This is a genomic window from Mesorhizobium sp. ZC-5 (assembly GCF_025753855.1).
Classification (GTDB): domain Bacteria; phylum Pseudomonadota; class Alphaproteobacteria; order Rhizobiales; family Rhizobiaceae; genus Neomesorhizobium.
The window spans coordinates 165,819-192,510 of the sequence record NZ_JAOWPT010000008.1; the positions used below are offsets into that span (position 1 = coordinate 165,819).

Genomic DNA, 26,692 nt, shown 5'->3' on the forward strand with positions numbered 1-26,692 from the left:
GCCAAACAGATGTCCAACATGATGCGTGCGCTGGTGAAGGCTAAGGCCGAGCCGGGTCTCTGGATGGAAGAGGTGCCGGTTCCCGAGATCGGCCCGAACGACGTGCTGATAAAGGTCAAGAAGACGGCGATCTGCGGCACGGATGTTCACATCTGGAACTGGGACGAATGGGCACGGAAGACCGTGCCGGTGCCAATGGTGACGGGGCATGAATTTGTCGGCACCGTCGCGGATTTCGGCGCGGCGGTGACCGAATACAAGGTCGGCCAGCGCGTTTCGGGGGAAGGTCACATCGTCTGCGGCCATTGCCGCAATTGCCGCGCCGGCCGCGGCCATCTCTGCCGCAATACGCTCGGCGTCGGCGTCAACCGTCCGGGCGCTTTCGGCGAATATCTGGTCATCCCCCAGCACAATGTGGTGCCGATCCCCGACGACGTGCCGGACGAGATCGCCGCGATCTTCGATCCGCTCGGCAATGCCGTGCATACCGCACTTTCGTTCGATCTGGTCGGCGAGGACGTGCTGGTCACCGGCGCCGGGCCGATTGGCATCATGGGTGCGCTGGTGGCGCAATGCGTCGGCGCGCGAAAAGTGGTGATCACCGACATCAACCCGGTGCGCCTCGACCTCGCCCGGAAGATGGGTATCCATCATGTCGTCGATGCGTCGAAGGAGAAGCTGCGCGACGTCATGCGCGAGGAAGGAATGACGGAAGGTTTCGACGTCGGCCTCGAAATGTCAGGCTCGGCGCATGCCTTCCGCGACATGATCGACACCATGAACAATGGCGGCAAGATCGCCATCCTCGGCATCGCTCCGACCGGTTTCGAGATCGACTGGAACAAGGTCATCTTCAAGATGCTGCATCTCAAGGGCATCTACGGCCGCGAAATGTTCGAAACCTGGTACAAGATGATCGCGCTGGTACAGGGCCCGCTCGACGTTTCCGGGCTGATCACCCACCGCATCGGCATCGACGACTACCGCGCCGGGTTCGAGGCGATGCGCAGCGGCAATTCCGGCAAGGTGGTGATGGACTGGTGATTTCGGCGAAGGCCGTTGTCTTGAAAGTCGATGCCTCAACCACAGTGCGATCGGATTTCGCGAAGTTGGAGCAATGAATTTTCTGTTTCCGACCGAAAATTCGAACTTTGATCGCTGTGCGAAGCGCAAGGGACTTGCTATCGAGGCGGGCCCTTCGATCCGGAATCGCCGATGCGCCATCATATCCGTTCCTTTACCGCCCGGCATGAGCCGAGCGGGCAGTTTCTCTCGCATGTGAAATCCGGCTCCGGTGCTGTTCTGGGCATGTCGCTGGTCGGCGGTCTTTCCTCGCTGACCGGGCTGCCACTGCTGATTGCCCCACTCGGCGCCACGGCTGTTCTCCTGTTTGGTCAACCGGCCAGTCCGCTGGCGCAGCCGATCAATATTTTCGGCGGATATCTTCTGGCGACGATTGTTGGCGTGAGCGCCATGCTGCTTTTCCCGGGTGCATGGTGGGCGGCTGCCTTGGCGGTCGGCATCGCCATCGCGCTCATGCTGATGCTGCGCGTGACGCACCCGCCGGCAGGCGCCTTGCCGCTGGTGGCGACGGCGTCACCGTTCCAGGGACCGACGCTGTTTGTCGTGGTGCTGATCGGCAGCGTCAGCCTTGTTGGCCTGGCAATTCTGCATCACTGGATACCACCAAGGGTCCAGTACCCGAAGCAGCTGAAATAGCCCGGATCGCTATTCCTTTAGAGCCGACTCTATGGCCCTGATGCCGCGAGCGAGATCGGCCTGGCTCTGTTGCGACATCCTGCCCAGCAGGTCCGCCTCGTAAGCCTTCGCCAGCGGTACCAATTCCCGGTAAACCGCTTGGCCTGCCTTGGTCAGCGTCAGTTTTTCGACGCGGCGGTCGGCTGGGTCGCGCGTGCGGACCAGCCATTTGCGCCGTTCGAGTTCGGCCACCGCCCGCGAAACCTTGGTCTTGTGCATCGCAGACTGTTCGCCGATGGCGGTGGCCGTCATCGTGCCGTGCTGGCCGAGCCCCGCCAGGGTCCGCCATTCCGGGCGTGTCAAACCGTGCCGGTCGCGATAGATTTTCGAGAATTCGCGGCTGACGGCATCGGCCAGCCGGTTGAGCCGGTAAGGAAGGAAGGATTCGAGAAGCAGCACGTGGCCGCTATCCTTTCCGTCGTCAGGTTTCGCCATTGGTTCCGCGCCGGTTGATAGTTACATTTTCGATGGTTACAGTTGCAACCAATTCGCGTCAACCAGGATGAGGAAGCGATGACCTTCCAGTACATGCCGGGCTTCGGCAACGATTTCGAGACGGAGACGCTTCCCGGCTCGCTGCCGCAGGGCCGCAATTCGCCGCAGCGTCCGGCCTACGGTCTTTATGCCGAGCAGCTTTCCGGCTCGCCGTTCACCGCGCCGCGCGGCACCAACGAGCGCTCCTGGCTCTACCGCATCCGGCCGAGCGTCAGGCACACCAGCCGTTTCAGGGCCGCGAGCTATCCGCAATGGAAGACGGCGCCGAACCTCAACGACCACGAACTGGCGCTCGGACAGTATCGCTGGAACCCTGTGCCGATGCCGACGGAGCCGACCGACTTCATCGCCGGCATGCGCACCATCACCACCGCTGGCGATACGCTGGGGCAGAGCGGCATGGCCGCCCATGTCTATGTCGCCAACCACTCGATGGTCGACGATCATTTCTTCAACGCCGACGGCGAGTTGCTGGTCGTGCCCCAGGTGGGGCGGCTGAATTTCATCACCGAGATGGGCGTGATCGAGCTGAAGCCGGGCGAGATCGCCGTGCTGCCGCGCGGGCTGGTGTTCAAGGTCGAGCTGATCGACGAGACGGTGCGCGGCTACATATGCGAGAATTACGGCGCCAAATTCACCATGCCGGATCGCGGACCGATCGGCGCCAATTGCCTCGCCAATCCGCGTGACTTCAAGACGCCGTGCGCCTGGTTCGAGGAGAAGGAGACGCCGTGCAGGCTGATCGTGAAGTGGTGTGGGCAGTTCCACGTCACCGAGCTTGATCATTCGCCGCTCGACGTGGTGGCGTGGCATGGCAACTACGCGCCATACAAATATGATCTCTCGACCTTTTCGCCGGTCGGTGCGATCCTGTTCGACCATCCCGACCCATCGATCTTCACCGTGCTGACGGCGCCGAGCGGCGAAGACGGCACGGCGAATGTCGACTTCGTCATCTTCCCGCCGCGCTGGCTGGTGGCCGAAAACACCTTCCGCCCGCCCTGGTATCACCGCAACATCATGAGCGAGTTCATGGGGCTGATCCACGGCCAGTACGACGCCAAGGAAGAGGGTTTTGTCCCCGGCGGCATCAGCCTGCACAACATGATGCTGGCGCACGGGCCGGACGCGCCGGGGTTTGAAAAGGCTTCCAAGGCCGATCTGAAGCCGGTGAAGCTCGACAACACCATGGCCTTCATGTTCGAAACCCGCTTCCCGCAGATGCTGACGCGCTACGCGGCGGAGCTTGAGACGCTGCAGGACAACTACATCGACTGCTGGAGCGATCTGAAGAAGCGCTTTAACGGAACAATCGAAGGCGATTGGAGCTAGTCCGAATCTTTCCGACCGGATGTCGGAACCATCGCCCGCCATTCGTCCTTGGGTCGTCATGACCACAAGGGAGAGCACAATGACTTATGTTGATGGCTTCGTTCTGCCGGTACCAAATGCGGAATGGGAAGAGTACACGAAGAATGCCGAGCTTGGCAGAACCGTCTGGATGGAACACGGCGCACTGTCCTACGTCGAGGCCAAGGCCGACGATGTTCACGATGGCGAGGTGACGTCCTTCCCGATGGCGGTGAAGAAGGAAGAAGGCGACACCATCGTCTTTTCCTATGTAACCTACAAATCGCGTGAGCACCGCGACGAGGTTATAAAGAAAGTGATGGACGATCCGCGCATGAAGACGAGCATGGACAAGATGCCGGCCTACATGAAACGATTGATCTATGGCGGCTTCCAGGTGTTCGTGGAAGCCTGACGGAGGATGCATGAAGCTTGCCAGCCTGAAGAACGGGACGCGCGATGGTCAACTGGTCGTCGTCTCGCGTGATCTGACGCGCTACACCGACGCCTCGTTCCTGGTCCCGACGCTTCAGGCGGCGCTCGATAACTGGGCGCGGGTCGCGCCGCATCTTGAGGCAATGGCCGAAGGCCAGGAGCACGGCTCCGTACCCTCGCTTCGTTTCCATGAGCATGATGCGGAATCGCCGCTGCCGCGCGCTTACCAGTGGGCGGACGGCTCCGCCTACGTCAACCACGTCGAACTGGTGCGCAAGGCGCGCGGTGCCGAGATGCCGGAAAGCTTCTGGACCGACCCGCTGATGTATCAGGGCGGCTCCGATTCCTTCACCGGTCCGCGCGATCCGATCCTAATGGCCGACGAGGGCTGGGGCATCGACATGGAAGGCGAGGTAGCGGTCGTCACCGACGATGTGCCGATGGGCGCGGCGGCCGGCGAGGCGCGCGAGGCGATCCGTCTGGTGATGCTGGTCAACGACGTGTCGCTGCGCGGCCTGATCCCGGCTGAACTCGCCAAGGGCTTCGGCTTTTTTCAGGGCAAGCCGTCGTCGGCTTTTTCTCCGGTCGCGGTGACGCCCGACGAACTGGGCGATGCGTGGGACGGCGGCAAGCTGCACCTGCCGCTTGCCGTCGATCTCAACGGCCAGCCGTTCGGACGCGCCAATGCCGGCATCGACATGACCTTCGACTTCCCTACGCTGATCGCCCATGCGGCAAAAACCCGCCCGCTCGCTGCCGGCTCGATCATCGGTTCGGGCACCGTGTCGAACAAACTGGACGGCGGACCGGGCAAGCCAGTGGGCGCCGGCGGCGCCGGCTATTCCTGCATCGCTGAGCTTCGCACCATCGAGACCATAGAACAGGGCGCGCCGAAAACGCCGTTCATGCGCTTCGGCGACACGGTACGCATCGAGATGAAGGACAAGGCCGGCCATTCGATCTTCGGCGCCATCGAGCAGACGGTCGAGAAATACGAGAAGGGCGCATGATGGCCAAGGCGTTCGCCTCGCAGGGCGACCTGACCGAGAAGAAAATCTCCTTCACCGAAGTCGGGCGCGACCTATGGGCCTTCACGGCGGAGGGCGATCCCAACACCGGCGTCATCATTGGCGACGACAGCGTGATGATCGTCGATGCGCAGGCCACGCCCCGTCTGGCCGGCCAGGTGATCGAAAAGATACGTGGCGTCACCGACAAGCCGATAGATTATGTGGTGCTTTCGCATTACCACGCGGTCCGTGTGCTCGGCGCTTCGGCCTACGGCGCTTCCGAGATAGTCATGTCGGAAAAGGCGCGCGCCATGGTGGCGGAACGCGGCCAGGAGGATTGGGATTCGGAATTCGGCCGCTTTCCGCGGCTCTTCCAGGGCCACGAGTCCATACCAGGGCTCACCTGGCCGACCCTGACCTTCAACGATCGTCTTACATTCTACCTCGGCAAGCGTCGCGTCGACCTGATGTTCCTCGGCCGGGCGCATACGGCAGGCGATATCGTTGCCCACGTGCCCGACGAGAATGTGATGTTCACCGGCGATATCGTCGAGTACCACTCCGCCTGTTATTGCGGCGACGGCCACTTCAACGATTGGCCGGACACGCTCGAGGCGATCCGCGCCTTCGACCTTGCGGCGATCGCGCCTGGCCGTGGCGATGCGCTGGTCGGCGAAAAGCTTGTCAACGAAGCACTGGACAACACCGTGGATTTCGTCCGGTCGACCTATCGTCCGGCCGCGCGGGTGGCAAAAGGCGGCGGTTCGCTGAAACAGGCATGGGAAGCGGTGCGGGCCGAATGCGATCCGAAATTCGCGTCGTATGCGATCTATGAGCATTGCCTGCCGTTCAACGTCGCGCGCGCTTACGATGAAGCGCTCGGCATCGATACGCCACGCATCTGGACCGCCGAGCGGGATCGGGACATGTGGGAGCAACTGCAGGGCTGAAGGGGCGACGATGGGCGTATACTGGTTTGCCGGTCTGTGGGGTGTCGCAATGGTTGCCGTCCTGATCTCGGCGATCCGGCTTTCCTACCGCATCGAGGCGCGCTCGGAAGGGCTGAAGAACACCAGCGGCGTGCCGCGCAAGGCGATGTGGATCCATACCATTTTGAACTGGCGCGTGGCCCGCGATGAAGAAACCCAGGCGCTGCGCCGCCGTATGAACTTGCGTTTTCTGATTATCCTTGTCGGCTTCGCACTTTTCGCTGTGGCATTGTGGTCTGCTGGCGCCTTCCAGAGGTGAACATGGATCTTCTGACTCACAATCGCAGCATGGCGCGCAACAATCGCTGGTCGAACGACCGCCTTTACCGCGCTGTACTCGCATTGAAGCCCGGCGAGTTCGAAGCGCTGCGCACCAGCTTTTTCCCGTCGATCAAGGAGACGCTCAATCACATTCTCGGCGTTGACCACCTCTATCTCGACTTCGTCGAGGAAGGCGGTCTCGGCGCCGCGGCCGCCGATGATTTCGTGGATTTCGACGACGCGGTTGAGTTGGCTGCGGCGCAGGCCGCTTCGGATCGCCGCCTGATCGCTTTCTGCGATCGATTGCAGCACCATGATCTCGAACGGCGGGTGATGACGGACCGCCGGGGCGACGGCATGATCCCGGAGCGCATCGGCGATCTCCTCGCCCATCTTTTCATCCATCAGATCCATCATCGCGGCCAGGTTCACGCGATGCTGTCGGGCACGTCGGTCGAGCCGCCGCAACTGGACGAATTCTTCCTCGACTACGACCTGCGGCTGAGGCGGAGCGAGGTCGAGCGGCTGGGGCTTGGCGGGGCAGACTGATGTCCCGCTATGCCTACGAGCCCTTCGCTTATACGCGGCCGCCCGAATTGCGGGGTGCCAAGGGGAAACGTCACCCGATCATCATCGTCGGCGCCGGGCCGGTCGGCCTGGCTGCGGTGATCGACTGCGCGCTGCGCGGCGTGAAATGCGTTGTGCTCGACGACAATGACGTCGTCTCGCTGGGCAGCCGCGCAATCTGCTGGTCGAAGCGGACCCTCGAAATAATGGACCGTCTCGGCGTCGGCGACCGCATGGTTGAGAAGGGCGTCACCTGGAAGGTCGGGCGGCTGTTCCATCGCGACCGCGAGGTCTGGAACTTCGACCTGCAGCCGGAGCCCGGCCACAAGATGCCGGCCTTCGTCAATCTGCAGCAGTACTATGTCGAACAGTATCTGGTCGAGCGCGCCGGCGCGTTTCCGGGCCTGATCGACCTGCGCTGGAAGAACCGCGTCACCGCTGTCGAGCAGCTCGGCGACGGCGTGCGTGTTTCGGTAACGACTCCGGACGGTGACTATCGCATGGAGACCGATTGGCTGATCGCTTGCGACGGCGCGCGCTCTCCGGTCCGCGGCATGCTCGGGCTCGATTTCGAAGGCAAGGTGTTCGAGGAACGTTTCCTGATCGCCGATGTCGAGATGCAGGCGGATTTCCCGCCGGAGCGCTGGTTCTGGTTTGAACCGCCGTTTCATGCCGGCCAGTCGGCACTCCTGCACAAGCAGCCGGACAATATTTATCGCATCGACCTGCAGCTTGGCTGGGATGCCGACCCGGACGAGGAAAAGAAGCCGGAAAACGTCATTCCGCGCATCGAGAGGGTGATCGGCCACCGCGACTTCACGCTCGACTGGGTGTCGGTCTACACCTTCCAGTGCCGGCGGCTGGAGCGTTTTGTGCACGACCGGGTCATCTTCGCCGGTGACAGCGCCCACATCGTTTCGCCGTTCGGGGCACGCGGCGGCAATGGCGGCATCCAGGACATCGACAATCTGATCTGGAAGCTGGCCATGGTCGTGAGGGGCGAAGCGCCAAAGGGCCTGATCGCGAGCTACGACGAGGAGCGCATTTTCGGCGCCGACGAGAACATTCGGCATTCGTCGCGCGCCACCGCGTTCATGACGCCAAAGACGGAAATGGAAAAGATCTTCCGCGACAGCGTGCTGGAACTGGCGGGAGAACACGATTTCGCGCGCAAGCTGGTGAATTCCGGGCGTCTTTCGCGGCCGTGTTCGCTGGCGGGGCTTTCGCTGCAGACCAAGGCAAGGACGGGGCCGGGATTCGAGGTTGGCGCGGCGATGGCCGACGCCCCGGTGGAGAACGGCGAGACAGGCTGGCTGCTGAACCATGCCGGCAACGGCTTCACCGTCATGGCGGTGGAAAGCGATTTGCCGGACACCGTTCCGGATGGGGTGATGAAACTGTTCGTGACGCGTGACCGGTCGCGACGGGCCAATGGCGCAATGACCCTCATCGACAAAGACGGGATCGTCGCCGAGCGTTATGGTGCGGGGATGACCTATCTGATCCGTCCCGACCAGCATATCGCCGCACGGTTCAAAGCGGGGGAGAGCGCGGAAATTGCCGGCGCGTTCGGGCGTGCCACGGGAGGCGCTGATGGCTGACGATATCGGCCGCGACCGTTTCGGAGCGGATGGCGACGATTTTTATGCCGCGCTGATGGCGGCGCACGAAGGACTGACGCCGGAGGAAAGCGCCCGCCTCAACGCACGCCTCGTTCTGATCCTCGCCAACCTCGTCGACGACGTGAGCACGCTCGAGCAGGCGCTGGCGGCCGCCAAAAGGTAAATGCGGCCTCGCTCCCGTTATTCCGCCGCCTCGACCTTCAGCACCCCGCGGCGGATCTGATCTTCCTCGATGGATTCGAACAGCGCGCGGAAATTGCCTTCGCCGAAACCTTCGTCGCCCTTGCGCTGGATGAACTCGAAGAAGATCGGCCCGATCACCGTTTTCGAGAAAATCTGCAACAGGATCTTGGTCATGCCGCCGTCGACCACGCCTTCGCCGTCGATCAGTATGCCGTGCTGTTTCATACGCTCGACCGGTTCGTCATGGCCGTTTACGCGCGCGTGGCTCTTCTTATAATAGGTCTCCGGCGGGCCGGGCATGAATTTCAGGCCGTTGGCGGCGAGCTTGTCGGTGGCGTCGTAGATGCCGTCCGTGCCGACCGCGATGTGCTGGATGCCCTCGCCCTTGTATTTTTTCAGGTACTCGACGATCTGGCTGGTTTCGTCCTTGGATTCGTTGAGCGGGATGCGAATCTTGCCGCAGGGCGAGGTGATGGCGCGGCTGACCAAGCCCGTGATGCGGCCGTCAATGTCGAAATAGTGGATCTGCTTGAAACCGAACAGGTTGCGGTAGAAATCCCACCACTTGTCCATGTTGCCGCGATAGACGTTATGGGTGAGGTGATCGAGATAATAGAAGCCGACGCCCGCGGGCTTCGGATCGCGCTCGCCGATCCAGTCGAATTCGGCATCGTAGGCCGAACCCTTCTTGCCATAGGTCTCGACGAAATAGAGCAGCGAACCGCCGATGCCGACGATGGCGGGCACGTCGAGCGCCTTGTCGTCGCCGTCGTAGGGCGTCGCGCCTTTCGCCACTGCGTGGTCGAAAGCATGTTGGGCGTCGACCGCCCGCCACGCCATGGACGACGCGCAAGGGCCATGCTGGTCGACGAACTTCATCGCGTGGGAGCCGGGTTCGGCATTGACGACATAATTGATGTCGCCCTGCCGCCACACGGTGATGGCCTTGGTGCGGTGCTTGGCAACCGCCACGTAGCCCATGCGCGTGAAAAGCTCGGCGAGCTTTTGCGGCTCCGAATGAGCGAACTCGACGAATTCGAAGCCGTCGGTGCCGGCCGGGTTTGCGGCACTGATTTTCGTGGGCGGGGCGTTGTGCGGGAAGGGACCCATGGCGTCCTCCTGAGGCGCTGATTGTTCCTGGAATCATACGCCTCCAGACGCGCAAGGTGCTTGCAATGAGCTGCCTGCAATGCTCAGATCATGCATAATTCGTGTGAGATTCTTGGAGAAGGAATGGATACCGCGCAGTTTGACCAGTTTGACCGCAAGATAATGGCGTGTCTTCAGGAGGATGGGAGGCTGACCAACAATGACCTTTCTGAACGGGTCAACCTGTCGCCATCGCAATGCTCGCGCCGACGCCAGAGACTGGAGGAGGAGGGGTTCATTCGCGGCTACCGCGCGGTTCTCGATCGCGACCGCCTGGGCTTTTCGCTGGTCAACGTGATCTCGGTGACGCTCGCCACCCACAATCGCGACAATGCGCGGCGCTTCGCCGATCTGTTGTCGCGGCTGCCGGAGGTGCAGGAGGCGCATGCGCTGACGGGCGAGATGGATTACATTCTCAAAGTCGTCACGCCGGACCTCAAATCCGTGTCCGAATTCGTCAACGGTGTTCTTCTGCCGCATGAATCGGTGCAGCATGTGAAGACGGCAATCGTGCTGGAAACGCTGAAGGAGACGGGATCGCTGCCGCTTTGATTGGAGAATGTTACAAATTTCAGCAGTCAGAGGGCTTTATTGTTACATAAACCGCTGGCACGATGGAGATTGAAGCCGGTATTTCGATGAGGGTCGGATACCGGTTCAGGGAGAAGAACGGGAGGAAGTTCATGAAGCACTTTTCATTGAAGTCGCTGGCGTTAGCCGGTGCTCTGACGGCTGTCGGCCTGATGGCCGGAGCCGGTACGACCTTTGCGCAGGAAGTGACGCTCAGGCTGCATCAATTCCTGCCGGCGCAGGCCAATGTGCCGAAATTTGTGCTCGACCCATGGGCGGACAAGGTCGAGAAGGACTCCGGCGGCCGTATCAAGATCGAGCGCTACCCGGCGATGCAGCTTGGCGGCAAGCCGCCGGAACTGATGGACCAGGCCATCGACGGGTCGGTCGATATCGTCTGGACGCTGCCCGGCTCGACGCCTGGCCGCTTTCCCTCGACCGAAGTGTTCGAGCTGCCGTTCATCATGACCAATGCGGAAGCCACCTCGCGCGCCTATTGGGACATCTTCGAAAGCAAGATGAAGGACACCGAGTTCAAGGATGTCCACGTCATCGCCGCCTGGGTGCATGGGCCGGGCGTCATCCACTCGCGCGAGCCGATTGCCACGATGGACGACATGAAGGGCAAGAAGCTGCGCGCCCCGACCCGCATCGTCAACGCGCTGCTCGGCCAGCTCGGCGCGACGCCGGTGGGCATGCCGGTGCCGGCAATCACCGAAAACCTCTCCAAGGGCGTTATCGACGGCGCCGTCATCCCGTGGGAGGTCACCACCTCGCTGAAGGTCCCGGAACTGGTCAAGAACCATACCGAATTCGGCGGCGACCATGCGCTCTACACGACGACCTTTGTGCTCGCCATGAACAAGGCGCGTTATGATGCCTTGCCGGATGATCTCAAGAAGGTCATCGACGATAACTCCGGCCAGGATGTGTCGGCCCTGTTCGGCAAGACGCAGGCTGGAACCGACGCGCCGAGCCGCCAGATCGCCGTCGATGCCGGCAACAACATCATCGAACTGAGCGCCGCCGACGTGGAAGCCTGGAAGACGGCCGCCCAGCCTGTGATCGACAACTGGGTCGGCGAAATGAAAGGCAAGGACATCGACGGGCAGGCGTTGCTCGACGAGGCGCGCGCGCTGATCGACAAATACACCGCGAAGTGAATCTTCTGCCGTCCGGCCGCCAGGGTGGATATCCAATCTGTCCTGGCAATTGCGGTTGCGATGCATCGCGGCCGCAATTAGCGTGACGTCTGTATTGTCTCATCGGGGGAGGGTGGGCATGAATTTACCGCGGATCGTTGAAGGTCTGGCACGTCTCTTGGCTATTGCCGGAGGTATCGTGCTGGTGGCGTTGACCGCGCTGGTGGTGGTCAGCATAACCGGTCGCGCCTTGCTGACCTTCGGCTTTGGCTTCGGACCGGTGCCTGGCGACTTCGAACTTGTGGAGGCAGGCACCGGATTTGCCGTGTTCGCATTCCTGCCGTGGTGTCAGTTGAAACGCGGGCACGCGACGGTCGACCTGTTCACAAACATGCTCTCGCCGGGCGCCAACCGGATCATCGACCTTGTGACTGAGATCCTGATGACGCTAGTTCTCGGCCTGATCGCCTGGCGTCTGTATGCGGGAACCGTGGACAAGTTCAATTACGGCGAGACGACCTTCATCCTGCAGTTTCCGGTCTGGTGGCCGCTGGCGGCGGCACTCGTGGCGGCGGCGATCGCGGTGGTGGTGTCGTTCTACCTGACGGTTATCCGGGTCGTCGAGGTCAAGACCGGAAGAGCGATCCTGGCACCGGCCGAAGGGGTTATCCATTGACCAACCTCGAGATCGGCATCGCTTCCTTTCCTGTCCTACTTGCCCTGATCTTCCTCAGGATCCCGATCGGGCTTGCCATGCTGCTTTGTGGTCTGGTCGGCATGTGGTTGGTGACCGGCAGCACCGTGCCGATGCTGTCGAAGCTGAAGAGCGAGACGTTCTCGACCTTCTCCAGCTATTCGCTGTCGATCATCCCGCTCTTCCTGCTCATGGGTCAATTCGCGTCGCTGGGTGGCATGTCGCAGTCGCTGTTCAAGGCGGCGCAGACCTGGCTCGGCCACCGGCGCGGCGGCGTCGCCATGGCGGCGATCGGTGCCTGCGCCGGATTTGGCGCGATCTGCGGTTCGTCGCTGGCGACGGCGGCGACGATGGCGCAGGTGGCGTTGCCGGAGTTGCGCCGCTACGGCTATTCCGGCGCCCTGGCGACCGGCACGCTGGCCGCGGGCGGTACGCTCGGCATCCTGATCCCGCCTTCGGTGGTGCTGGTGATCTACGCCATCCTTGCTGAACAGAACATCGCCAAGCTTTTCCTCGCCGCTTTCGTGCCGGGTATTCTCGCGGCAATCGGCTACATGATCGCGATCTCGATCTACGTGCGGCTCAACCCCGAATCGGCCGGGTCGAGCGCGCGCGCGCCGTACGGGGAACGGTTCCGGGCGCTCGCGGATGTCTGGCCGGTGGTCCTTATTTTCCTGGCGGTTGTGGGCGGCATCTATTTCGGCTGGTTCACACCGACGGAAGGTGCCGCCGTCGGAGCCGCCGGTACGGGACTGGTCGCCTGGTTCAACGGGGGGCTGAACCGCAGCACGTTCATTCAATCCATTCTGGCGACAGCCAGCGCCACGGGGATGATTTTTTTCATCGTCTTCGGCGCCGCCTTCTACAATTCCTTCCTGGCGCTGTCGCAACTGCCACAGGAAGCCGCCGCCTATATTTCCGGCCAGGGCTTCAACCCGTGGATCGTCATGGTGGCGATCCTGATTCTCTACCTCCTGCTCGGCTGCGTGATGGATTCGCTGTCGATGATCTTGCTGACCATCCCGATCTTCTATCCGATCGTCATCACGCTGGATTACGGGCTCAGCCCGGAGGAGTTCTCGATCTGGTTCGGCATCCTGGTGCTGATCGTCGTCGAGGTCGGGCTGATCACACCGCCGGTCGGCATGAACCTTTTCGTCATCAACTCGATGGACCGCTCGACGCCGATCATCCAGACCTATCGCGGCGTCGTGCCCTTCGTGATCAGCGATATCATCCGCACCATCGTCCTGACCGCGTTTCCGGTCATCTCGCTGTTCATGGTGCGCTGGCTTTACTGAGCCGGTTCGTCAGTCGAGAGATTTCGCCGGCCCGTAAATGTTTGCCGAACGGGTTCCGGAGCGGCAATAAGCGAACACCGGCCCTTCGACTTCGCCGAGCGCCTGGTGCATGCGCTCGGCGTCGTCCGGGGTGATCGGCTGGCCGCTGTTGACCGGGACATGACGGAACTTCATGCCGGCCGCCTCGACCGCCGCCTTGATCTCGGCGACCGTCGGCTGGCCCGGATCCTCGCCGTCCGGCCGGTTGCAGATGACGCTCTTGAATCCCGCCGCCTTTATTTCCGCCACCTGATCGACGGTGATCTGTTTCGAAACCGCATAGTCGTTGTCGATCTGACGAAATTCCATTCTGTGGTCCTTCTTTTCGCGGGCTTGCCGGTCAGAGCGTGTTGACCGGTACTTTGAGGAACGTCTTGCCATCCTCGTCCTTCGGCGGCAACTGGCCGGCGCGCATATTGCACTGGAGCGAGGGGATGATGAGGCGCGGCATGGCGAGCGTCCTGTCGCGCGCCTCGCGCATTTCGACGAACTCATCCTCGCTGACGCCGTCCTTGACGTGGATGTTGTGGGCGCGCTCGTCGGCGACGGTGGTCTCCCATTTGATCTCGCGGCCGTTCGGTCCGTAATCGTGGCAGATGAACAGCCGCGTTGGACCGGGAAGTTCCAACACCCGCTTGATCGAACGGTAGAGCGCGCGGGCATCGCCACCAGGGAAATCGGCGCGTGCGGAGCCACCGTCCGGCATGAACAGCGTGTCGCCGATGAAGGCGGCGTCGCCGATCACATGCGTCATGCAAGCCGGCGTATGGCCGGGCGTGTGCATGACATGCGCGGTCATGAAACCGATCTGGTAAAAATCGCCGTCGCCGAACAATTGGTCGAACTGCGAGCCGTCGCGCTGGAACTCGGTGCCTTCGTTGAAAATCTTCCCAAACGTGTCCTGCACGATGATGATGTTTTCGCCGATGCCGAGCTTGCCGCCCAGCTGGTCCTGGATGTAGGGGGCCGCGGACAGGTGGTCGGCATGCACATGGGTTTCGATGATCCATTCGAGCTCGAGGCCATGCTCGCGGATATGGGCGATGATCCTGTCGGCGCCCTCATGGGTGATGCGCCCGGCGGCATAGTCGATGTCCATCACCGAATCGACCACGGCGCAGGCGTCGGAAACGGGATCCTTCACGACATAGGAAATCGTGTTGGTCTGGGCGTCGAAGAAGCCGGTAACCTCGGGCTTGACCGAAAGGTCGGGGCTGAAGGGGATGGTTTTCGTCATGGCGTGCTCCGGTTGGGAACGTCGCTTGTCATATGGGGCATGATAGTCCTGTCGGCCACCGCGGCAAAGGGGGATGGCGGGTGCGGTGCCTTTCTCTCCGCCTTGAGGGGAGGGTCGTGCGGAAGGCGGTGGGGTGCGTCGTGCGACTGGACACGACTTGTCGGCCCGCCGCAGCAAAGATGCGACGAGCACTGCCGAGGGCGACCCCACCCGTCGAGCCGCCTTCGGCGGCTGTCCACCCTCCCCTCAAGGAGGAGGGATATCGTCAGGAGGTGTCGCGGCGCTCCTCCAGCACGTCGAAGGCGAGGCCGTGGAGGTCTTTCAGGATTTCGTGGACCTCGTGCCGGGATTTTTTCCGGCCCTGCCTCGGGTGCTGGCCAGGCGGCCTGCCGGGGCGCAGCGGCCATATGCGGTGCGGCTTGCTGCGGCGCGGTTCTCCGGTTGGCGCGGCGGCATCGCCGTTTCTTTCCTGCGCGATGATCGCATCGCGGCGCGCGCGCCAGCGGGCGAAGCGTTTTGCCTGGCGCGGCAGGTCGTCGAGGGCCGAGGCAAGCGTGGCGAGCCGGCGGCCAAGCCGCGTGGCGTCGACCGGGTCGTCGGGCGATGGCAGACGGCGGGGCACGATGGGAGACGGCGTGGTGTAGCCGGGGACCGAGATGCGCGGCACGCTGGTTGCGACTGGATGCCTGGGGCGGATATTCCAGCGCTGCAGCGTATCGAACACGGGCAGGGCGAGCGGGCGGGCGGCGGAGGATTCCGCGATGCCCCCTCCACCGCCTTCGGCGGTCCCCCTCCCCCGTGAACGGGGGAGGATCCAGGTGGTGCAGGCGGTGCCGCTGCGGATCCTCCCCTGCGAAGCGGGGGAGGGGGACCACGCGGAGCGTGGTGGAGGGGGCGGGACGACAACGCCACGCGAAGCCACGATGATCAGCCGGCGTGTGGCCGCCTCGGCGGGCCGCAGCAGGCGCAGCACGGCGGTGTGGAGATGGCGGGGAAGGGTGGATGCCGGGGACAGTTTACTTTTTTCCGCCAGCACTGAACCTTGAGGCAGCGCGCTTTTCTGCGGAAAGAAAGTAAACTGTCCCCCGAGTTCCGCCATGGCGACGAGCGCGGCCACGATGCGCTTCAGCGCCTCCGTGTTCCGCTCGATTGCCAGGTTCCAGTCCATCGCCGTTCCTTCCAAGCTGATGGAAAGGATTATGCGGGGCGGCTGGAGGGGGTGGATAAAGGGACGGGAAAGATTGCTGACAGATGGTGACAAAGTGGGCGCAGCGACGTGCAGGCTGAGAAGATGTGCCCCCTCTCCGTCTCGCTGCGCTCGACACCTCTCCCCCACATTCGTGGGGGCGAGGAACCCAGGCTGGAGAAGCGCTGCACTCAAGCTTGGAGAAACGCTGCACCCAAGCGGGAGAAGCGTCGACATCGCGGGAGCAGTTCCTCGCCCCGCTTGCGGGGAGAGGTGGCGAGGCGAAGCCGAGACGGAGAGGGGGTGTTGCGTGGCGTGCGATATCTCGAGTTACCGGCACCATCGGCGCGCCGGTTTTTGCATTGCCCCGCTCCGTCCAGCATCCCTCATCTGTCCTCGCCGTCGCTTCGCTAGGCTCGGCCACCCGGCCCTCCGCTAAGGCTCCGGGCGTTCGTCGCTGAAAAAGCCAAATCGTTGGCTTTTTCTCGGCCTTCGGCCGCCGCTCCTCACCCCACAAGGGGAGAAGGGAGGTGCGGACGTTCTGCGCCGCCTAAGCCGCCATCAGCCCGCCGGCTTCCGCCAGCGCGCGCAGGTGATAATCATGGTCGCCGAAGGTGAGGTCGATCATGGTCATGCGCTTGAAGTAGTGGCCGACCGCATATTCCATGGTCATGCCGACGCCGCCGTGGAGCTGGATCGCGTGTTCGCCGACCAGGCGGCCGCCGCGGCCGATCTCGGTCTTGGCCGCATGCGCGGCCCGCGCCCGCTCGGCATCGTCGTCGCTGTCGGCCATCATGGTGGCGTAAAGCGTGATCGAGCGAGCCTGTTCGAGCGCGACATACATGTCGACCGCCTTGTGCTGGAGCACCTGGAAAGCGCCGATCGGCACGCCGAACTGTTTTCTCACCTTCAGGTAATCCACGGTGAGCGCGTTCATGGCGGACATGACGCCGACCGATTCCGCCGCAAGTGCGGCGATTGCCTGGTCGACCACGCGGCGCACCAAGGGCAGGGCGTTTTCCGGGTCGCCGAATGCCGCACTCGCCGGCACGCGCACATTATCGAAGGAGATTTCGGCGGCGCGCTGGCCGTCCTGCGTGACGTAACCCCTGCGGCTGACACCGGCCGCATCCGCGTCGACCAGGAAGACGCCGATGCCGTTCTCGTCGCGAGGACCGCCCGCGGTGCGGGCCGTGACGAAAAGCTTGCCGGCGCTGTCGCCGCCGAGCACGACGTTCTTGGCGCCGGTGACGACAAAGTCGCCGCCGTCTTTCCTGGCCGTGGTCTCGACGTGGTGGAGATCGTAGCGGGAGTTGCGTTCGACCTGGGCGAAGGCAAGCTTGAGCGAACCGTCGGCCGCCTGCGGGATGAGTTGGGCCTTCTGTTCGGCGCTGCCGCCGAGCCGGAGAAAGCCGCCGCCGAGCACGACCGTCGGGAAATAAGGCTCCAATGCCAGTGCCTTGCCGAGCGCTTCCATGACGATCATCGTTTCGACCGGTCCGCCGCCGATGCCGCCGTCCTCCTCGGAGAAGGGCAGGGCCATCAGCCCCATCTCGGCATAGTGGCTCCACATGTCGGAGCTCCAGCCTTCCGGCGCGGCCATGTGGCGCTTGCGCTCCTCGAAACCGTATTTGTCGGCCAGCAGCCGTTCGAGCGAGTCCTTCAGGATCGACTGTTCTTCGGTGAGATCAAAGTCCATTTACACTCCCTCGCACTTCGATGATCACGCTGCCCCTCACCTGCCTGCCGGCATCCTCTCCCCGTAAAAACGGGGAGAGGATGAGCAGCTTCGGCGTCGACGACCTCCCTCTCCCCGTCCTTACGGGGAGAGGGTAAGGGTGAGGGGCAGCGCCAACGCTGATGATCGTGCTCACAGCCCCAGAACCGCCTTGGCGATGATGTTCTTCTGGATCTCGTTGGAACCGCCGTAGATCGACACCTTGCGGAAGTTGAAATAGCCTGGCGCGGCCGAGGCGGCATGGGCCGGTTCGATCGGCGGTTCGTTGGAGCCATCATCCGGGTCGCTATGGTATGGCATGGCGTGCGGTCCCATCACCTCCATCAGAAGGTGCGTGGTCGCCTGCTGGATCTCCGATCCCTTGATCTTCAGATAGGAGGAAGCCGGGTCCGGCTTGCCGGTGTTGCCGCGCTTGGCGTCGGCGGCGACGACGCGAAGCTGGGTCAGTTCCAGCGCCTTCAGGTCGATCTCCACCGAAGCCAGCCGCTCGCGGAAACGCGGATCTTCGAGCAGCGGCCGGCCGCCTGAAAATTCCGTGGCGGCGAGTTCGCGGATGCGGGCGATGCGCTGTTTCGACATGCCGACGCGGGCAATGTTGACGCGCTCGTTGCCGAGCAGGAATTTGGCGTAGTCCCAGCCCTTGTTTTCCTCGCCGACGAGGTTTTCCACCGGCACCTTCACGTCGGTCAGGAAGACCTCGTTGATCTCGCGGCCGCCGTCGATCGTGACGATCGGGCGAACCTCGATGCCGGGCGTCTTCATGTCGATCAGCAGGAAAGAGATGCCCTGTTGCTTCTTGACCTCCGTATCGGTGCGCACGAGGCAGAAGATCCAGTCGGCATATTGCGCGAGCGTCGTCCAGGTCTTCTGGCCGTTGACGATGTAATGATCGCCTTCGCGCACCGCGCGGGTCTTCAGCGAGGCAAGGTCTGAACCGGCGCCGGGCTCGGAAAAGCCCTGGCACCACCAGTCGTCGAGATTGGCGATGCGCGGCAGATAGTGCTTCTTCTGCGCTTCGCTGCCGAAGGTGTAGATGACCGGGCCGACCATGTTGACGCCGAAGGGCAGCGGCTGCGGCGCCGGGAATTTCTGCAATTCTTCCAGGAAGATGTACTGCCGCATCGGGTCCCAGCCGGTGCCGCCATGTTCCTTGGGCCAATGGGCGACCGCCCAGCCTTTTTCGTTGAGCGTGCGCGTCCACTGGACGAGATCGTCCTTGTCCATGTGCTCGCCGTCGACAAGCTTGCGGCGGGTCTCAGTGGGAAGGTGGTCGCGGAAGAAGGCGCGCACCTCCTCGCGGAAGGCGTTTTCCTCGGGCGTGAAACGCAGGTCCATTTTTCTCTCCTCAGATGCCGGCGCCCGCAGCGCCCCCTCCACCGCCTCCGGCGGTCCCCCTCCCCCGTGAACGGGGAAGGATCCAGGTCGCGCGAGCTTCGCCGCCGCGGATCCTCCTCTGCGAAGCGGGGGAGGGGGACCATGCGAAGCATGGTGGAGGGGGCATCTGCATCTAGTTGATCTCGAACAGCCCGGCCGCGCCCATGCCGCCGCCGATGCACATGGTGACGACGGCGTATTTGACGCCGCGCCGCTTGCCTTCGATCAGCGCGTGGCCGGCCAGCCGCGAGCCGCTCATGCCGTAGGGGTGGCCGACAGCGATGGCGCCGCCGTCGACGTTGAGTTTTGCGGGGTCGATGCCGAGCCGGTCGCGGCAGTAGATGACCTGCACGGCGAAGGCTTCGTTGAGCTCCCACAGGCCGATGTCGTCGACTTTCAGGCCGTGGCGCTCGAGCAGGCGCGGCACCGCAAAGACCGGGCCGATGCCCATCTCGTCGGGCTCGCAGCCGGCGACGGCGAAGCCGCGCAAGGTCCCGAGCGGGGCGAGGCCGCGCCGCGACGCCTCCTTGTCGCTCATCATGACAGCAGCCGAAGCGCCGTCGGAGAGCTGGCTGGCATTGCCGGCGGTGATGCAGAAGCCTTCGCCGCGCACGGGTTTCAGCGCGGCGAGGCCCTCGGCCGTGGTGTCGGCGCGCGGGCCCTCGTCATGGACGAGCTCGACCGCCTTGTGGGAAACCTCCTTGGTCTCCTTGTCGACGACGGCCATCGTCGCCTTGACCGGCACGATCTCGGCGGCGAAACGGCCGGCCTCGCGGGCGGCGGCGACACGACGCTGGCTTTCCAGCGCATATTCGTCCTGGCGCTCGCGCGAGATGCCGTAGCGCTTGGCGACCACTTCGGCGGTGTCGATCATCGGCATCAGGGTTTCGGGCTTGATGCTGAGGAGCAGGTCGTCCTTGATGCGGAACAGGTTGCGGTGGTCGTTCTGGACGAGACTGATCGATTCCAGCCCGCCGGCGATGCCGACCGGCACGCCGTCGTTGCGGATGGCATTGGCGAGCACCGCCATCGACTGCAGGCCGGACGAGCACTGGCGGTCGATCGTGGTGCCGGCCGTGGTGACCGGCAGGCCGGCCGCGAGCAGCGCCCGGCGCGCGACGTTGAGGCCGGTGGTGCCCTCCTGCATGGCGCAGCCCATGACGACGTCCTCGACCTCGGCGCCGTCTATCTTTGCACGCTCGAGTGCCGCCCGGATGGCGTGTGCCCCGAGCGTGGCGCCGGTGGTGTCGTTGAGGGCGCCGCGATAGGCCTTGCCGATCGGCGTGCGGGCGGTGGATACGATGACGGCGTCGACCATTTTCTTCTCCTGGGATCTGCTTACGAGGCCTTGGCGGCGAGCTGCCGCGCCGCCTCTTCCTGCTTCAATTCGAGTTTGGACAGTTTGCCGACCGGCGTGCGCGGCAGGCTGGCGCGGATCTCCAGCGCCTTCGGCAGTTCATGCGGGCCGACGCGGCCCTTGAGGAAGTCGCGCAGGGCTTCGAGCGTGAGCGTGGCTGCGCCGTTGCGCAGCTTGACAAAGGCTTTCGCGGCCTCGCCCCGGTAGCCGTCGGCGATGCCGATGACCAGCACCTCCTCGATGTCGGGATGCTCGTAGATCGCCTGCTCGATCAGTTGCGGATAGACGTTGTAGCCGCCGGAAATGATCAGGTCCTTCTTGCGGTCGACGATGGTGAAGAAGCCTTCGTCGTCCATGAAGCCGATGTCGCCGGTCAGGAAGCCGCCTTCGCTGAACGCCGCTCGCGTTTCGTCGGGCCGGTTGAGGTAAGCGGACATGACATTTCGGCCGAAGATGCGCAATTCGCCGATTTCGTTGGGGCCGAGAATCCGGCCGGGGTCGGCGAGCGCGACGACGTCGACATAGATGCCGGGCAGGGGGACGCCGATGGTGCCGACCTTGTCGGGCCTGGCCTTGGGGATGTTGGTGCCGGCGGGCGCCGTCTCGGTCATGCCCCAGCCGCCGAGGATGTCGTGGCCCGTAGCCGCCTTCAGCTTGCGGGCGATCTCGACCGGCAGGGGCGCGCCGCCCGAGGCGCAGTAGCGCAGGCTGGAGAAATCGCGCTTCTCGAAGCCGGGAACGGACGAGACCGCGATCCACATGGTCGGCACGCCGGGGAAACTGGTGACGCCGCGCTCGATTTCACGAAGCGCCGCTTCCGCGTCGAAGCGGGTATGCATCACCAGTGTCTGGCCGTTGTTGAGGCCGCGCAGCAGGACCGTGGTCAGCGCGTAGATATGGAACAGCGGCAGCACCAGGAGGATGCGGTCATTGGCCGGAATGGAGAGCCGCTGCGCGGTGAACCACAGATCGTAGCTGGAGACGGCGGCGGAAAGGTTGCGGTGCGACAGCATGGCGGCTTTCGGCAGGCCGGTGGTTCCGCCGGTGTATTGCAGCAGCGCGAGGTCGTCGAGGCCGACGGGGGTGGACGATGTGGCGGGGCTGCCCTTACCTATAAAATTGGACCAGAGCAGGATGCCGGCGCCTTGCGGCAGCAGGCCGGCGAGCGGCGAGGGACCGAAAGCTGCGTCGTCGCCGACGACGATGCGGTCGGCGGCGCCGGCGGCCAAGAGTTCCACGGCTTTCAGCGCCATGTCGCCGATATTGGTTGTGACGATGATACGCGCGCCGCTGTCGGCGAGCTTGTGGCGCAGTACGCGGTCCCCGTCGAGCGGCGACAGATGCACCACGGTGGCGCCGGCCTTCAGGGCGCCGAAGAAGGCGAACGGGTGGTAGAGCGTGTTGGGCAGGTAGAGCGCGACGCGCGCGCCGGGGCCGATGCCGGCGCGCTGGAACGCGGCGGCGGCCGCGTCCACCTGTCGCTTGAGGCCGTCATAGCTCACCGCCGCCTCGCGAAAGACGATCGCGTCCTTGGCGCCGAAGCGTTCGGCGGCACGGTCGATCAGCGACGGCACCGGCCACGCGTCGAGGCCGGTTTCGGGCGACAGGCCCGCAGGATAGGATTTCGCCCAGGGCCAGGGGCCCGGCGGCAACCTTGTCACGCGGCCGCCTCCTTGGGGTCCGAGAAGGAGCCGCCGGACGCGGCGAGTTTCTTCAGGAGGGCCGACGGCTTGAAGATGTCCTTGCCGGTGCGGCCATGCCAGTATTCGAGACGTTCGACGATCTTGCCGATGCCTTCCAGTTCAGCAAAGAACATCGGGCCGCCCTTGCCGATTGGGAAGCCGTAGCCGTTGGTCCAGACGATGTCGACGTCGGAAGCGCGCGCCGCAATGCCTTCCTCGAGGATCTTCGCGCCTTCGTTGATCATCGGGTAGAGCGTGCGCTCGGCGATCTCCTCGGCCGAGATGGTGCGGCGGTTGATGCCGCGCTCGCGCGCCTTGTCGTCGATCAGCTTTTCGACTTCGGGGTCGGGTGTCGGCGTGCGCGAACCGTTTTCATAAAGATAGAACCCCTTGCCGGTCTTCTGGCCGAAACGGCCCTGCTCGCAGAGCGGATCGGCGATGATGGCGGTCTTGCCGAGTGATTTGCGGTTGCGCCAGCCGATGTCGAGGCCGGCGAGATCGTACATCTGGAACGGTCCCATCGGCCAGCCGAAATCAGCGAACACCTTGTCGACCTGGCTCGGCGTGGCGCCTTCGAGCAGCAGGCTTTCCGATTCCTCCGAACGCGAGGCAAGCATGCGGTTGCCGACGAAGCCGTGGCAGACGCCGACGACCACCGGGACCTTGCCGATCTTCTTGGCGAGGGAAAGCAGGGTGGCGAGAACGTCGGGCGCGGTCTTTTTGCCGCGCACGATCTCCAGGAGTTTCATGACATTGGCCGGCGAGAAGAAATGCGTGCCGACGACATCCTGGGGGCGGCCGGTCGACGTGGCGATCTCGTCGACATCGAGGTAGGAAGTGTTGGTGGCGAGGATGGCGCCGGGTTTCGCCACCTTGTCGAGCTTGCCGAAGACCTCCTTCTTCACCGCCATCTCCTCGAACACCGCCTCGATGACGATGTCGCAATCGGCAAGGTCGGCGTAGTCGGTCGAGCGTGTGAACAGCGCCATGCGCCTGGCCTTTGCTTCCTCGCTGAGCGAGCCGCGCGAGACGGAAATGGCATAGTTCTTCTCGATGGTGGCAAGGCCCCGGTCGAGCGCCTCCGAGTTCATTTCCAGCAGGGTTACCGGGATGCCGCCATTGACGAACGACATGGCGATGCCGCCGCCCATGGTACCGGCGCCGATGACGCCGGCGCGGCGGATTTCGCGCGGCGCGACGTCCTTGCCGACGCCCGGCACTTTCGCGGCTTCGCGCTCGGCGAAGAACAGATGGCGCTGTGCCCGCGACTGGTCGCCGGAGACGAGCTTGACGAAATATTCGCGCTCCTTGGCCAGCGCTTCGTCGAAGGTGAGCGTGATGGCGTTGCGGACCGACTGTGCGCAGGCGACCGGGGCTTCCAGGCCACGCGCCTTCTTGGCGAGTTCGGCGGCGTCCTTGTCGAAGGCGGCGAGGTCGGCCTGTTCGACCTTGTCGCGACGGTCGCGCACGGCGGGGAATTTTTTGCCCTCGGCGGCCCTGGCACGCGCGAATTCGATCGCCGCGGCGACCAGTTCGCCGTCGGCGATCGCATCGACCAGGCCGCCGTCAAGTGCTTCCGCAACTCCGATCGGCGTGCCGGAAACGATGATCTTCAAGGCTTTCTGCGGGCCGAGCAGGTAGGGCAGGCGGATGGTGCCGCCGGCGCCGGGCAGGAGGCCGAGCTTGACTTCCGGCAGGCCGAGCCTGGCCGCCTTGTCGGCAACGCGGAAATGGCAGCCAAGCGCCAGTTCGAGCCCGCCGCCGAGCGCGGTGCCGTGGATTGCCGCGACCGTCGGCTTCTCGATCTTCTCGAGCGTGGCGATGAGAGCGCGCAGGTCCGGCTGCTGCATCGGCTTGCCGAACTCGGTGATGTCGGCGCCGGCGACGAAGGTGCGGCCGGCGCAGGCGAGCACGATAGCCGCGACCGACGCATCGTCACGCAATGCCTCGAACGCCTCCATCAGCGGTTCGCGCACATGGAAGCTCAACGCGTTGACCGGCGGGTTGTCGATGGTGATGACGGCGACATCGCCATTGCGGGTGGTGGTCACGGATTTCGTCATGGCAACTCCTTCAGGCGTCGTGTGTTCCCACCGACCGCCTGTTCAATTCAAACGTATCTAGCGCTTTTGAGGAACGCGGCCATCAGATCGGCGACCGCGGCGGGCTGTTCGACGCACGGTATATGCCCGGCGTCGGCGATGATGCGGAATTCGGCGCCGGAGATCAGGTCGGCCGCCGAGCGGACGAGGTCGGGCGGCGTCGAGCCGTCCTGGTCGCCGACGATGCAGAGGACCGGGATCTTCAGCGCGCGGGTGGATTCGGTGAGATCGGCACCGCGCAGCGCCGCGCAGGTGCCGGCATAACCTTCGACCGGCGAGCGGACGAGCATGTTCCGGTAGCCGATGTAGTCCGCATTGTCGGGCGAACGGTAGGCGGGGGTGAACCAGCGCTGCAGGATGCCGTCGGAAATGGCTTCGATGCCGTTTTCCAGCACCGCATTGATGCGCGCGTTCCAGAACTCCTCGGTGCCAATTCTGTGCGCGGTGTCGCAAAGCACGAGTGCCGCGACCAGATCGGGCCGCAGCGCGGCCAGGCCCTGGGCGATCATGCCGCCGACGGAAAGCCCGACAACGGCCGCCTTCTCGATACCGTGATGGTCGAGCAGCGCGGCGAGATCATTGACGTGATCGGCCATCCCGTACGGCGCCGGCGTCGCTTCGGAAAGTCCGTGGCCGCGCTTGTCGTATAAAAGCACGCGATAGCGGTCGCCGAGACGGGCGACGACATCGTTCCAGATGCGGAAATCGGTGCCGAGCGAATTGGCGAACACCAGCACCGGCCTCTCGGCCACGCCGCGAAGTTCGTGATGCAGGACAACGCCGTTTACGCGTGAAAACGCCAATCCGAACCTCCCTTCAGAGAAACATACTACCGAGTATGTTGCAAAGCGGAAGCGGGGTCAATCGGGTTGGGAGGGTTTTCGCGCGGTGGCAGGTTCGGAGATGGAGTCGCTTCACCTGATTGCTGGGGGACCGAGCGGCAGGTTGGCAATCGGATATGGAAGAACCCCCACCCCTAACCCCTCCCCCTCAAGGGGGAGGGGAACTTTTGATACCGCTGCGTCAGACAGCAGCGAGTTCGTCCCATCCCCCTTGAGGGGAGGGGTTAAGGGTGGGGGTATGCAGCAGAAATCCCTTAGCGTCTCCGGAAGCGGTAGCCCCAGGCAGAACCGGTCCGGAATCGCTTAATGCGTTTCGCCGGAACCGCCGACGGCGACGATGTTGAACGGCTTGCCGTCTACCGGGATGTCGCGGGCCTTGGCGAAGCTTGCCGCGTCGACGACGTGGATCGTGCTCTTCAGCGGGTCGGTGACGAAGATGGAGTCGCCGCCAACCGCGATGCGCGGGCGCGGATCGCTCCAGTGGCCGTCCATGCTGTAGGGCTCCGTCAGGGAAAGCGATTGCGCGATCGTGCCCGCAAGCACGTCGACCTGGTGCAGCCTGCCGTCTTCGGTGAAGACATAGGCGAATTTCGGCCGCACCGGATCGACGGCGAAATGCACGCGGCGTGCCGGCAGTTCGATCAGGCGAAAGGCGTCTTCCGCTTCGGGATCGATCAGTACGACGGCGCTCGGGCCGAAATTGCCGAGGAAATATTGCAGGCCGCGTCCACCGGCGAGCGTGGTCGATTTGCCTTCCGGCAGGCTGTCCGGATAGGCGAGGAAATCGATCCGGGGGCTATTCTTGTCTGACTTGGCGATCAGCAGTCCCTTGGCGCAGGCAATTGCGGTGATGTTGCCGGAGGTGGCTTCACCGTGCAGGTCCGGACATTCATGCAGGTCGCCGACCCTGGCGCCGGAACTGTCGAGCACGTTGATGCCGACCGGCAGCTCTTCCACCGGCTTTTCGGGGTGCGGCTCGGTCATCAGCGTGTGGCTGCCGAAGGCGATGGCGACGCCGTGATGCGGCGAAGCGGTCCTGATTTCCCGCGCGGAAGGCCGGCCGTCCAGCACGGCTTTTTCCGAGACGATGCGGGCGATGCCTTCGTCGTCGAAGAACAGCGCGATCTCGCCGTGATGATCGACGAAATGCACCGGCTTCTTGCCCGTGACATCGGCGTCGAGCAGTTTCGGCGCTTCCACCTCGATGTCGCCGTGGTCGCCGTGATCGTCGACCGAAATGCCGGTGGAGATCGCCGAGACGACATTGCCGTCGCGCTGCACGGCGAAGACCGTCCGGCCGCTGTCGCTGGTGTAGAGACCGGCCGGGCTCTTCAGGTCGAAGCTGCCGAGCTTTTCGCCGGTCGCGGCGTCCATGGCGCTGACGACCGGCGCTGCATGGTCGGAGACGAACAGCCGCCGTGCGGATCTTTCGTCGGCGCGTGAGGGGGATGCGGCACAGGCGATGACAAGCGCGAGCGCCGGAGCGGTTCTGGATAGAAGCATGTTTTTCTCCTTTGTAATGTTATTACGTAACAAGTAGTGAGTAAAGAAAAGGCGGAGTCCGGCGCCGTTCCCTGAGGGCAATTGCCTATGTCCCCTCTCCGCCTCG

Annotated in this window: 26 protein-coding genes; 14 read left to right on the forward strand and 12 right to left on the reverse strand. The window is 63.8% G+C overall.

What is annotated here, in order from left to right; genetic code table 11:
- The first annotated feature begins 9 nt into the window (after positions 1-9).
- Complete coding sequence (gene tdh, locus OHD58_RS20655; RefSeq protein ID WP_263805290.1) at positions 10-1,044, forward strand: L-threonine 3-dehydrogenase; 1,035 nt, start codon at positions 10-12, stop codon at positions 1,042-1,044.
- A gap of 171 nt (positions 1,045-1,215) precedes the next feature.
- Complete coding sequence (locus OHD58_RS20660) at positions 1,216-1,719, forward strand: HPP family protein (protein ID WP_263805291.1); 504 nt, start codon at positions 1,216-1,218, stop codon at positions 1,717-1,719.
- A gap of 9 nt (positions 1,720-1,728) precedes the next feature.
- Here OHD58_RS20660 and OHD58_RS20665 read toward each other — a convergent pair whose 3' ends face one another.
- On the reverse strand, positions 1,729-2,193 hold the full coding sequence (locus tag OHD58_RS20665; RefSeq protein ID WP_263805292.1) for a MarR family winged helix-turn-helix transcriptional regulator: 465 nt from the start codon (positions 2,191-2,193) through the stop codon (positions 1,729-1,731).
- A gap of 78 nt (positions 2,194-2,271) precedes the next feature.
- On the opposite strand from OHD58_RS20665, the gene hmgA reads away from it, so the two are divergent.
- From hmgA to OHD58_RS20705, 8 genes are all read left to right on the forward strand, one after another.
- On the forward strand, positions 2,272-3,585 hold the full coding sequence (hmgA, locus tag OHD58_RS20670; RefSeq protein ID WP_263805372.1) for a homogentisate 1,2-dioxygenase: 1,314 nt from the start codon (positions 2,272-2,274) through the stop codon (positions 3,583-3,585).
- Between the two features lie 79 nt (positions 3,586-3,664).
- Positions 3,665-4,018: a DUF1428 domain-containing protein gene (locus OHD58_RS20675; protein WP_263805293.1), complete on the forward strand. Its 354-nt coding sequence runs from the start codon at positions 3,665-3,667 to the stop codon at positions 4,016-4,018.
- Positions 4,019-4,028: 10 nt separating this feature from the next.
- On the forward strand, positions 4,029-5,048 hold the full coding sequence (locus OHD58_RS20680; protein WP_263805294.1) for a fumarylacetoacetate hydrolase family protein: 1,020 nt from the start codon (positions 4,029-4,031) through the stop codon (positions 5,046-5,048).
- Positions 5,048-5,998 (forward strand): MBL fold metallo-hydrolase, encoded by a 951-nt coding sequence (locus OHD58_RS20685; protein ID WP_263805295.1) that lies wholly within the window; start codon positions 5,048-5,050, stop codon positions 5,996-5,998. Before OHD58_RS20680 ends, OHD58_RS20685 begins: the two co-directional genes overlap by 1 nt.
- Positions 5,999-6,008: 10 nt before the next feature.
- Positions 6,009-6,296 (forward strand): hypothetical protein, encoded by a 288-nt coding sequence (locus tag OHD58_RS20690; RefSeq protein WP_263805296.1) that lies wholly within the window; start codon positions 6,009-6,011, stop codon positions 6,294-6,296.
- A gap of 2 nt (positions 6,297-6,298) precedes the next feature.
- Positions 6,299-6,847: a DinB family protein gene (locus OHD58_RS20695; RefSeq protein ID WP_263805298.1), complete on the forward strand. Its 549-nt coding sequence runs from the start codon at positions 6,299-6,301 to the stop codon at positions 6,845-6,847.
- Complete coding sequence (locus tag OHD58_RS20700; protein ID WP_263805299.1) at positions 6,847-8,466, forward strand: FAD-dependent oxidoreductase; 1,620 nt, start codon at positions 6,847-6,849, stop codon at positions 8,464-8,466. Before OHD58_RS20695 ends, OHD58_RS20700 begins: the two co-directional genes overlap by 1 nt.
- Positions 8,459-8,650, forward strand: a complete 192-nt coding sequence (locus OHD58_RS20705; protein WP_263805300.1) for a DUF2783 domain-containing protein — start codon at positions 8,459-8,461, stop codon at positions 8,648-8,650. The genes OHD58_RS20700 and OHD58_RS20705 overlap by 8 nt, the downstream gene beginning before the upstream one ends.
- A gap of 17 nt (positions 8,651-8,667) precedes the next feature.
- Here OHD58_RS20705 and hppD read toward each other — a convergent pair whose 3' ends face one another.
- Positions 8,668-9,780: a 4-hydroxyphenylpyruvate dioxygenase gene (gene hppD / locus OHD58_RS20710; RefSeq protein WP_263805301.1), complete on the reverse strand. Its 1,113-nt coding sequence runs from the start codon at positions 9,778-9,780 to the stop codon at positions 8,668-8,670.
- A gap of 123 nt (positions 9,781-9,903) precedes the next feature.
- Here hppD and OHD58_RS20715 point away from each other — a divergent pair, with 123 nt between their 5' ends.
- The 4 genes from OHD58_RS20715 to OHD58_RS20730 all read left to right on the forward strand — a co-directional run bounded on the left by OHD58_RS20715 (position 9,904) and on the right by OHD58_RS20730 (position 13,526).
- On the forward strand, positions 9,904-10,371 hold the full coding sequence (locus OHD58_RS20715; protein ID WP_263805302.1) for an Lrp/AsnC family transcriptional regulator: 468 nt from the start codon (positions 9,904-9,906) through the stop codon (positions 10,369-10,371).
- 131 nt (positions 10,372-10,502) lie between these two features.
- Positions 10,503-11,552 (forward strand): TRAP transporter substrate-binding protein, encoded by a 1,050-nt coding sequence (locus OHD58_RS20720; protein WP_263805304.1) that lies wholly within the window; start codon positions 10,503-10,505, stop codon positions 11,550-11,552.
- Between the two features lie 118 nt (positions 11,553-11,670).
- Positions 11,671-12,207, forward strand: coding sequence for a TRAP transporter small permease (locus tag OHD58_RS20725; RefSeq protein ID WP_263805305.1), 537 nt, complete (start codon positions 11,671-11,673; stop codon positions 12,205-12,207).
- Positions 12,204-13,526 (forward strand): TRAP transporter large permease, encoded by a 1,323-nt coding sequence (locus tag OHD58_RS20730; RefSeq protein ID WP_263805307.1) that lies wholly within the window; start codon positions 12,204-12,206, stop codon positions 13,524-13,526. Before OHD58_RS20725 ends, OHD58_RS20730 begins: the two co-directional genes overlap by 4 nt.
- 9 nt (positions 13,527-13,535) lie before the next feature.
- Here OHD58_RS20730 and OHD58_RS20735 read toward each other — a convergent pair whose 3' ends face one another.
- The 10 genes from OHD58_RS20735 to aztD form a co-directional block, all read right to left on the reverse strand.
- Positions 13,536-13,874: a TIGR01244 family sulfur transferase gene (locus OHD58_RS20735; protein WP_263805309.1), complete on the reverse strand. Its 339-nt coding sequence runs from the start codon at positions 13,872-13,874 to the stop codon at positions 13,536-13,538.
- 31 nt (positions 13,875-13,905) lie between these two features.
- A complete protein-coding gene (locus tag OHD58_RS20740; RefSeq protein ID WP_263805311.1) occupies positions 13,906-14,802 on the reverse strand; it encodes an MBL fold metallo-hydrolase in 897 nt (298 codons plus the stop codon).
- A gap of 265 nt (positions 14,803-15,067) precedes the next feature.
- Positions 15,068-15,970 (reverse strand): hypothetical protein, encoded by a 903-nt coding sequence (locus OHD58_RS20745; protein WP_263805313.1) that lies wholly within the window; start codon positions 15,968-15,970, stop codon positions 15,068-15,070.
- A 568-nt stretch (positions 15,971-16,538) separates the two neighbouring features.
- The gene (locus tag OHD58_RS20750) at positions 16,539-17,687 is read right to left on the reverse strand and encodes an acyl-CoA dehydrogenase family protein (RefSeq protein ID WP_263805314.1); all 1,149 of its coding nucleotides are present in this window, start codon (positions 17,685-17,687) and stop codon (positions 16,539-16,541) included.
- Positions 17,688-17,858: 171 nt separating this feature from the next.
- On the reverse strand, positions 17,859-19,061 hold the full coding sequence (gene pimC, locus OHD58_RS20755; RefSeq protein WP_263805316.1) for a pimeloyl-CoA dehydrogenase large subunit: 1,203 nt from the start codon (positions 19,059-19,061) through the stop codon (positions 17,859-17,861).
- 172 nt (positions 19,062-19,233) lie between these two features.
- A complete protein-coding gene (locus OHD58_RS20760; protein ID WP_263805318.1) occupies positions 19,234-20,418 on the reverse strand; it encodes an acetyl-CoA C-acyltransferase in 1,185 nt (394 codons plus the stop codon).
- A 20-nt stretch (positions 20,419-20,438) separates the two neighbouring features.
- Positions 20,439-22,118 carry an AMP-binding protein gene (locus tag OHD58_RS20765; protein WP_263805319.1) on the reverse strand — a complete coding sequence of 560 codons (1,680 nt, stop codon included), beginning with the start codon at positions 22,116-22,118 and terminating at the stop codon, positions 20,439-20,441.
- Complete coding sequence (locus OHD58_RS20770; protein ID WP_263805320.1) at positions 22,115-24,202, reverse strand: 3-hydroxyacyl-CoA dehydrogenase NAD-binding domain-containing protein; 2,088 nt, start codon at positions 24,200-24,202, stop codon at positions 22,115-22,117. The genes OHD58_RS20765 and OHD58_RS20770 overlap by 4 nt, the downstream gene beginning before the upstream one ends.
- 47 nt (positions 24,203-24,249) lie before the next feature.
- Entirely contained in the window at positions 24,250-25,044 is a 795-nt protein-coding gene (gene pcaD / locus OHD58_RS20775) for a 3-oxoadipate enol-lactonase (protein WP_263805321.1), read from the reverse strand.
- Positions 25,045-25,386: 342 nt separating this feature from the next.
- Entirely contained in the window at positions 25,387-26,586 is a 1,200-nt protein-coding gene (aztD, locus tag OHD58_RS20780; protein WP_263805323.1) for a zinc metallochaperone AztD, read from the reverse strand.
- Between the last annotated feature and the right edge of the window lie 106 nt (positions 26,587-26,692).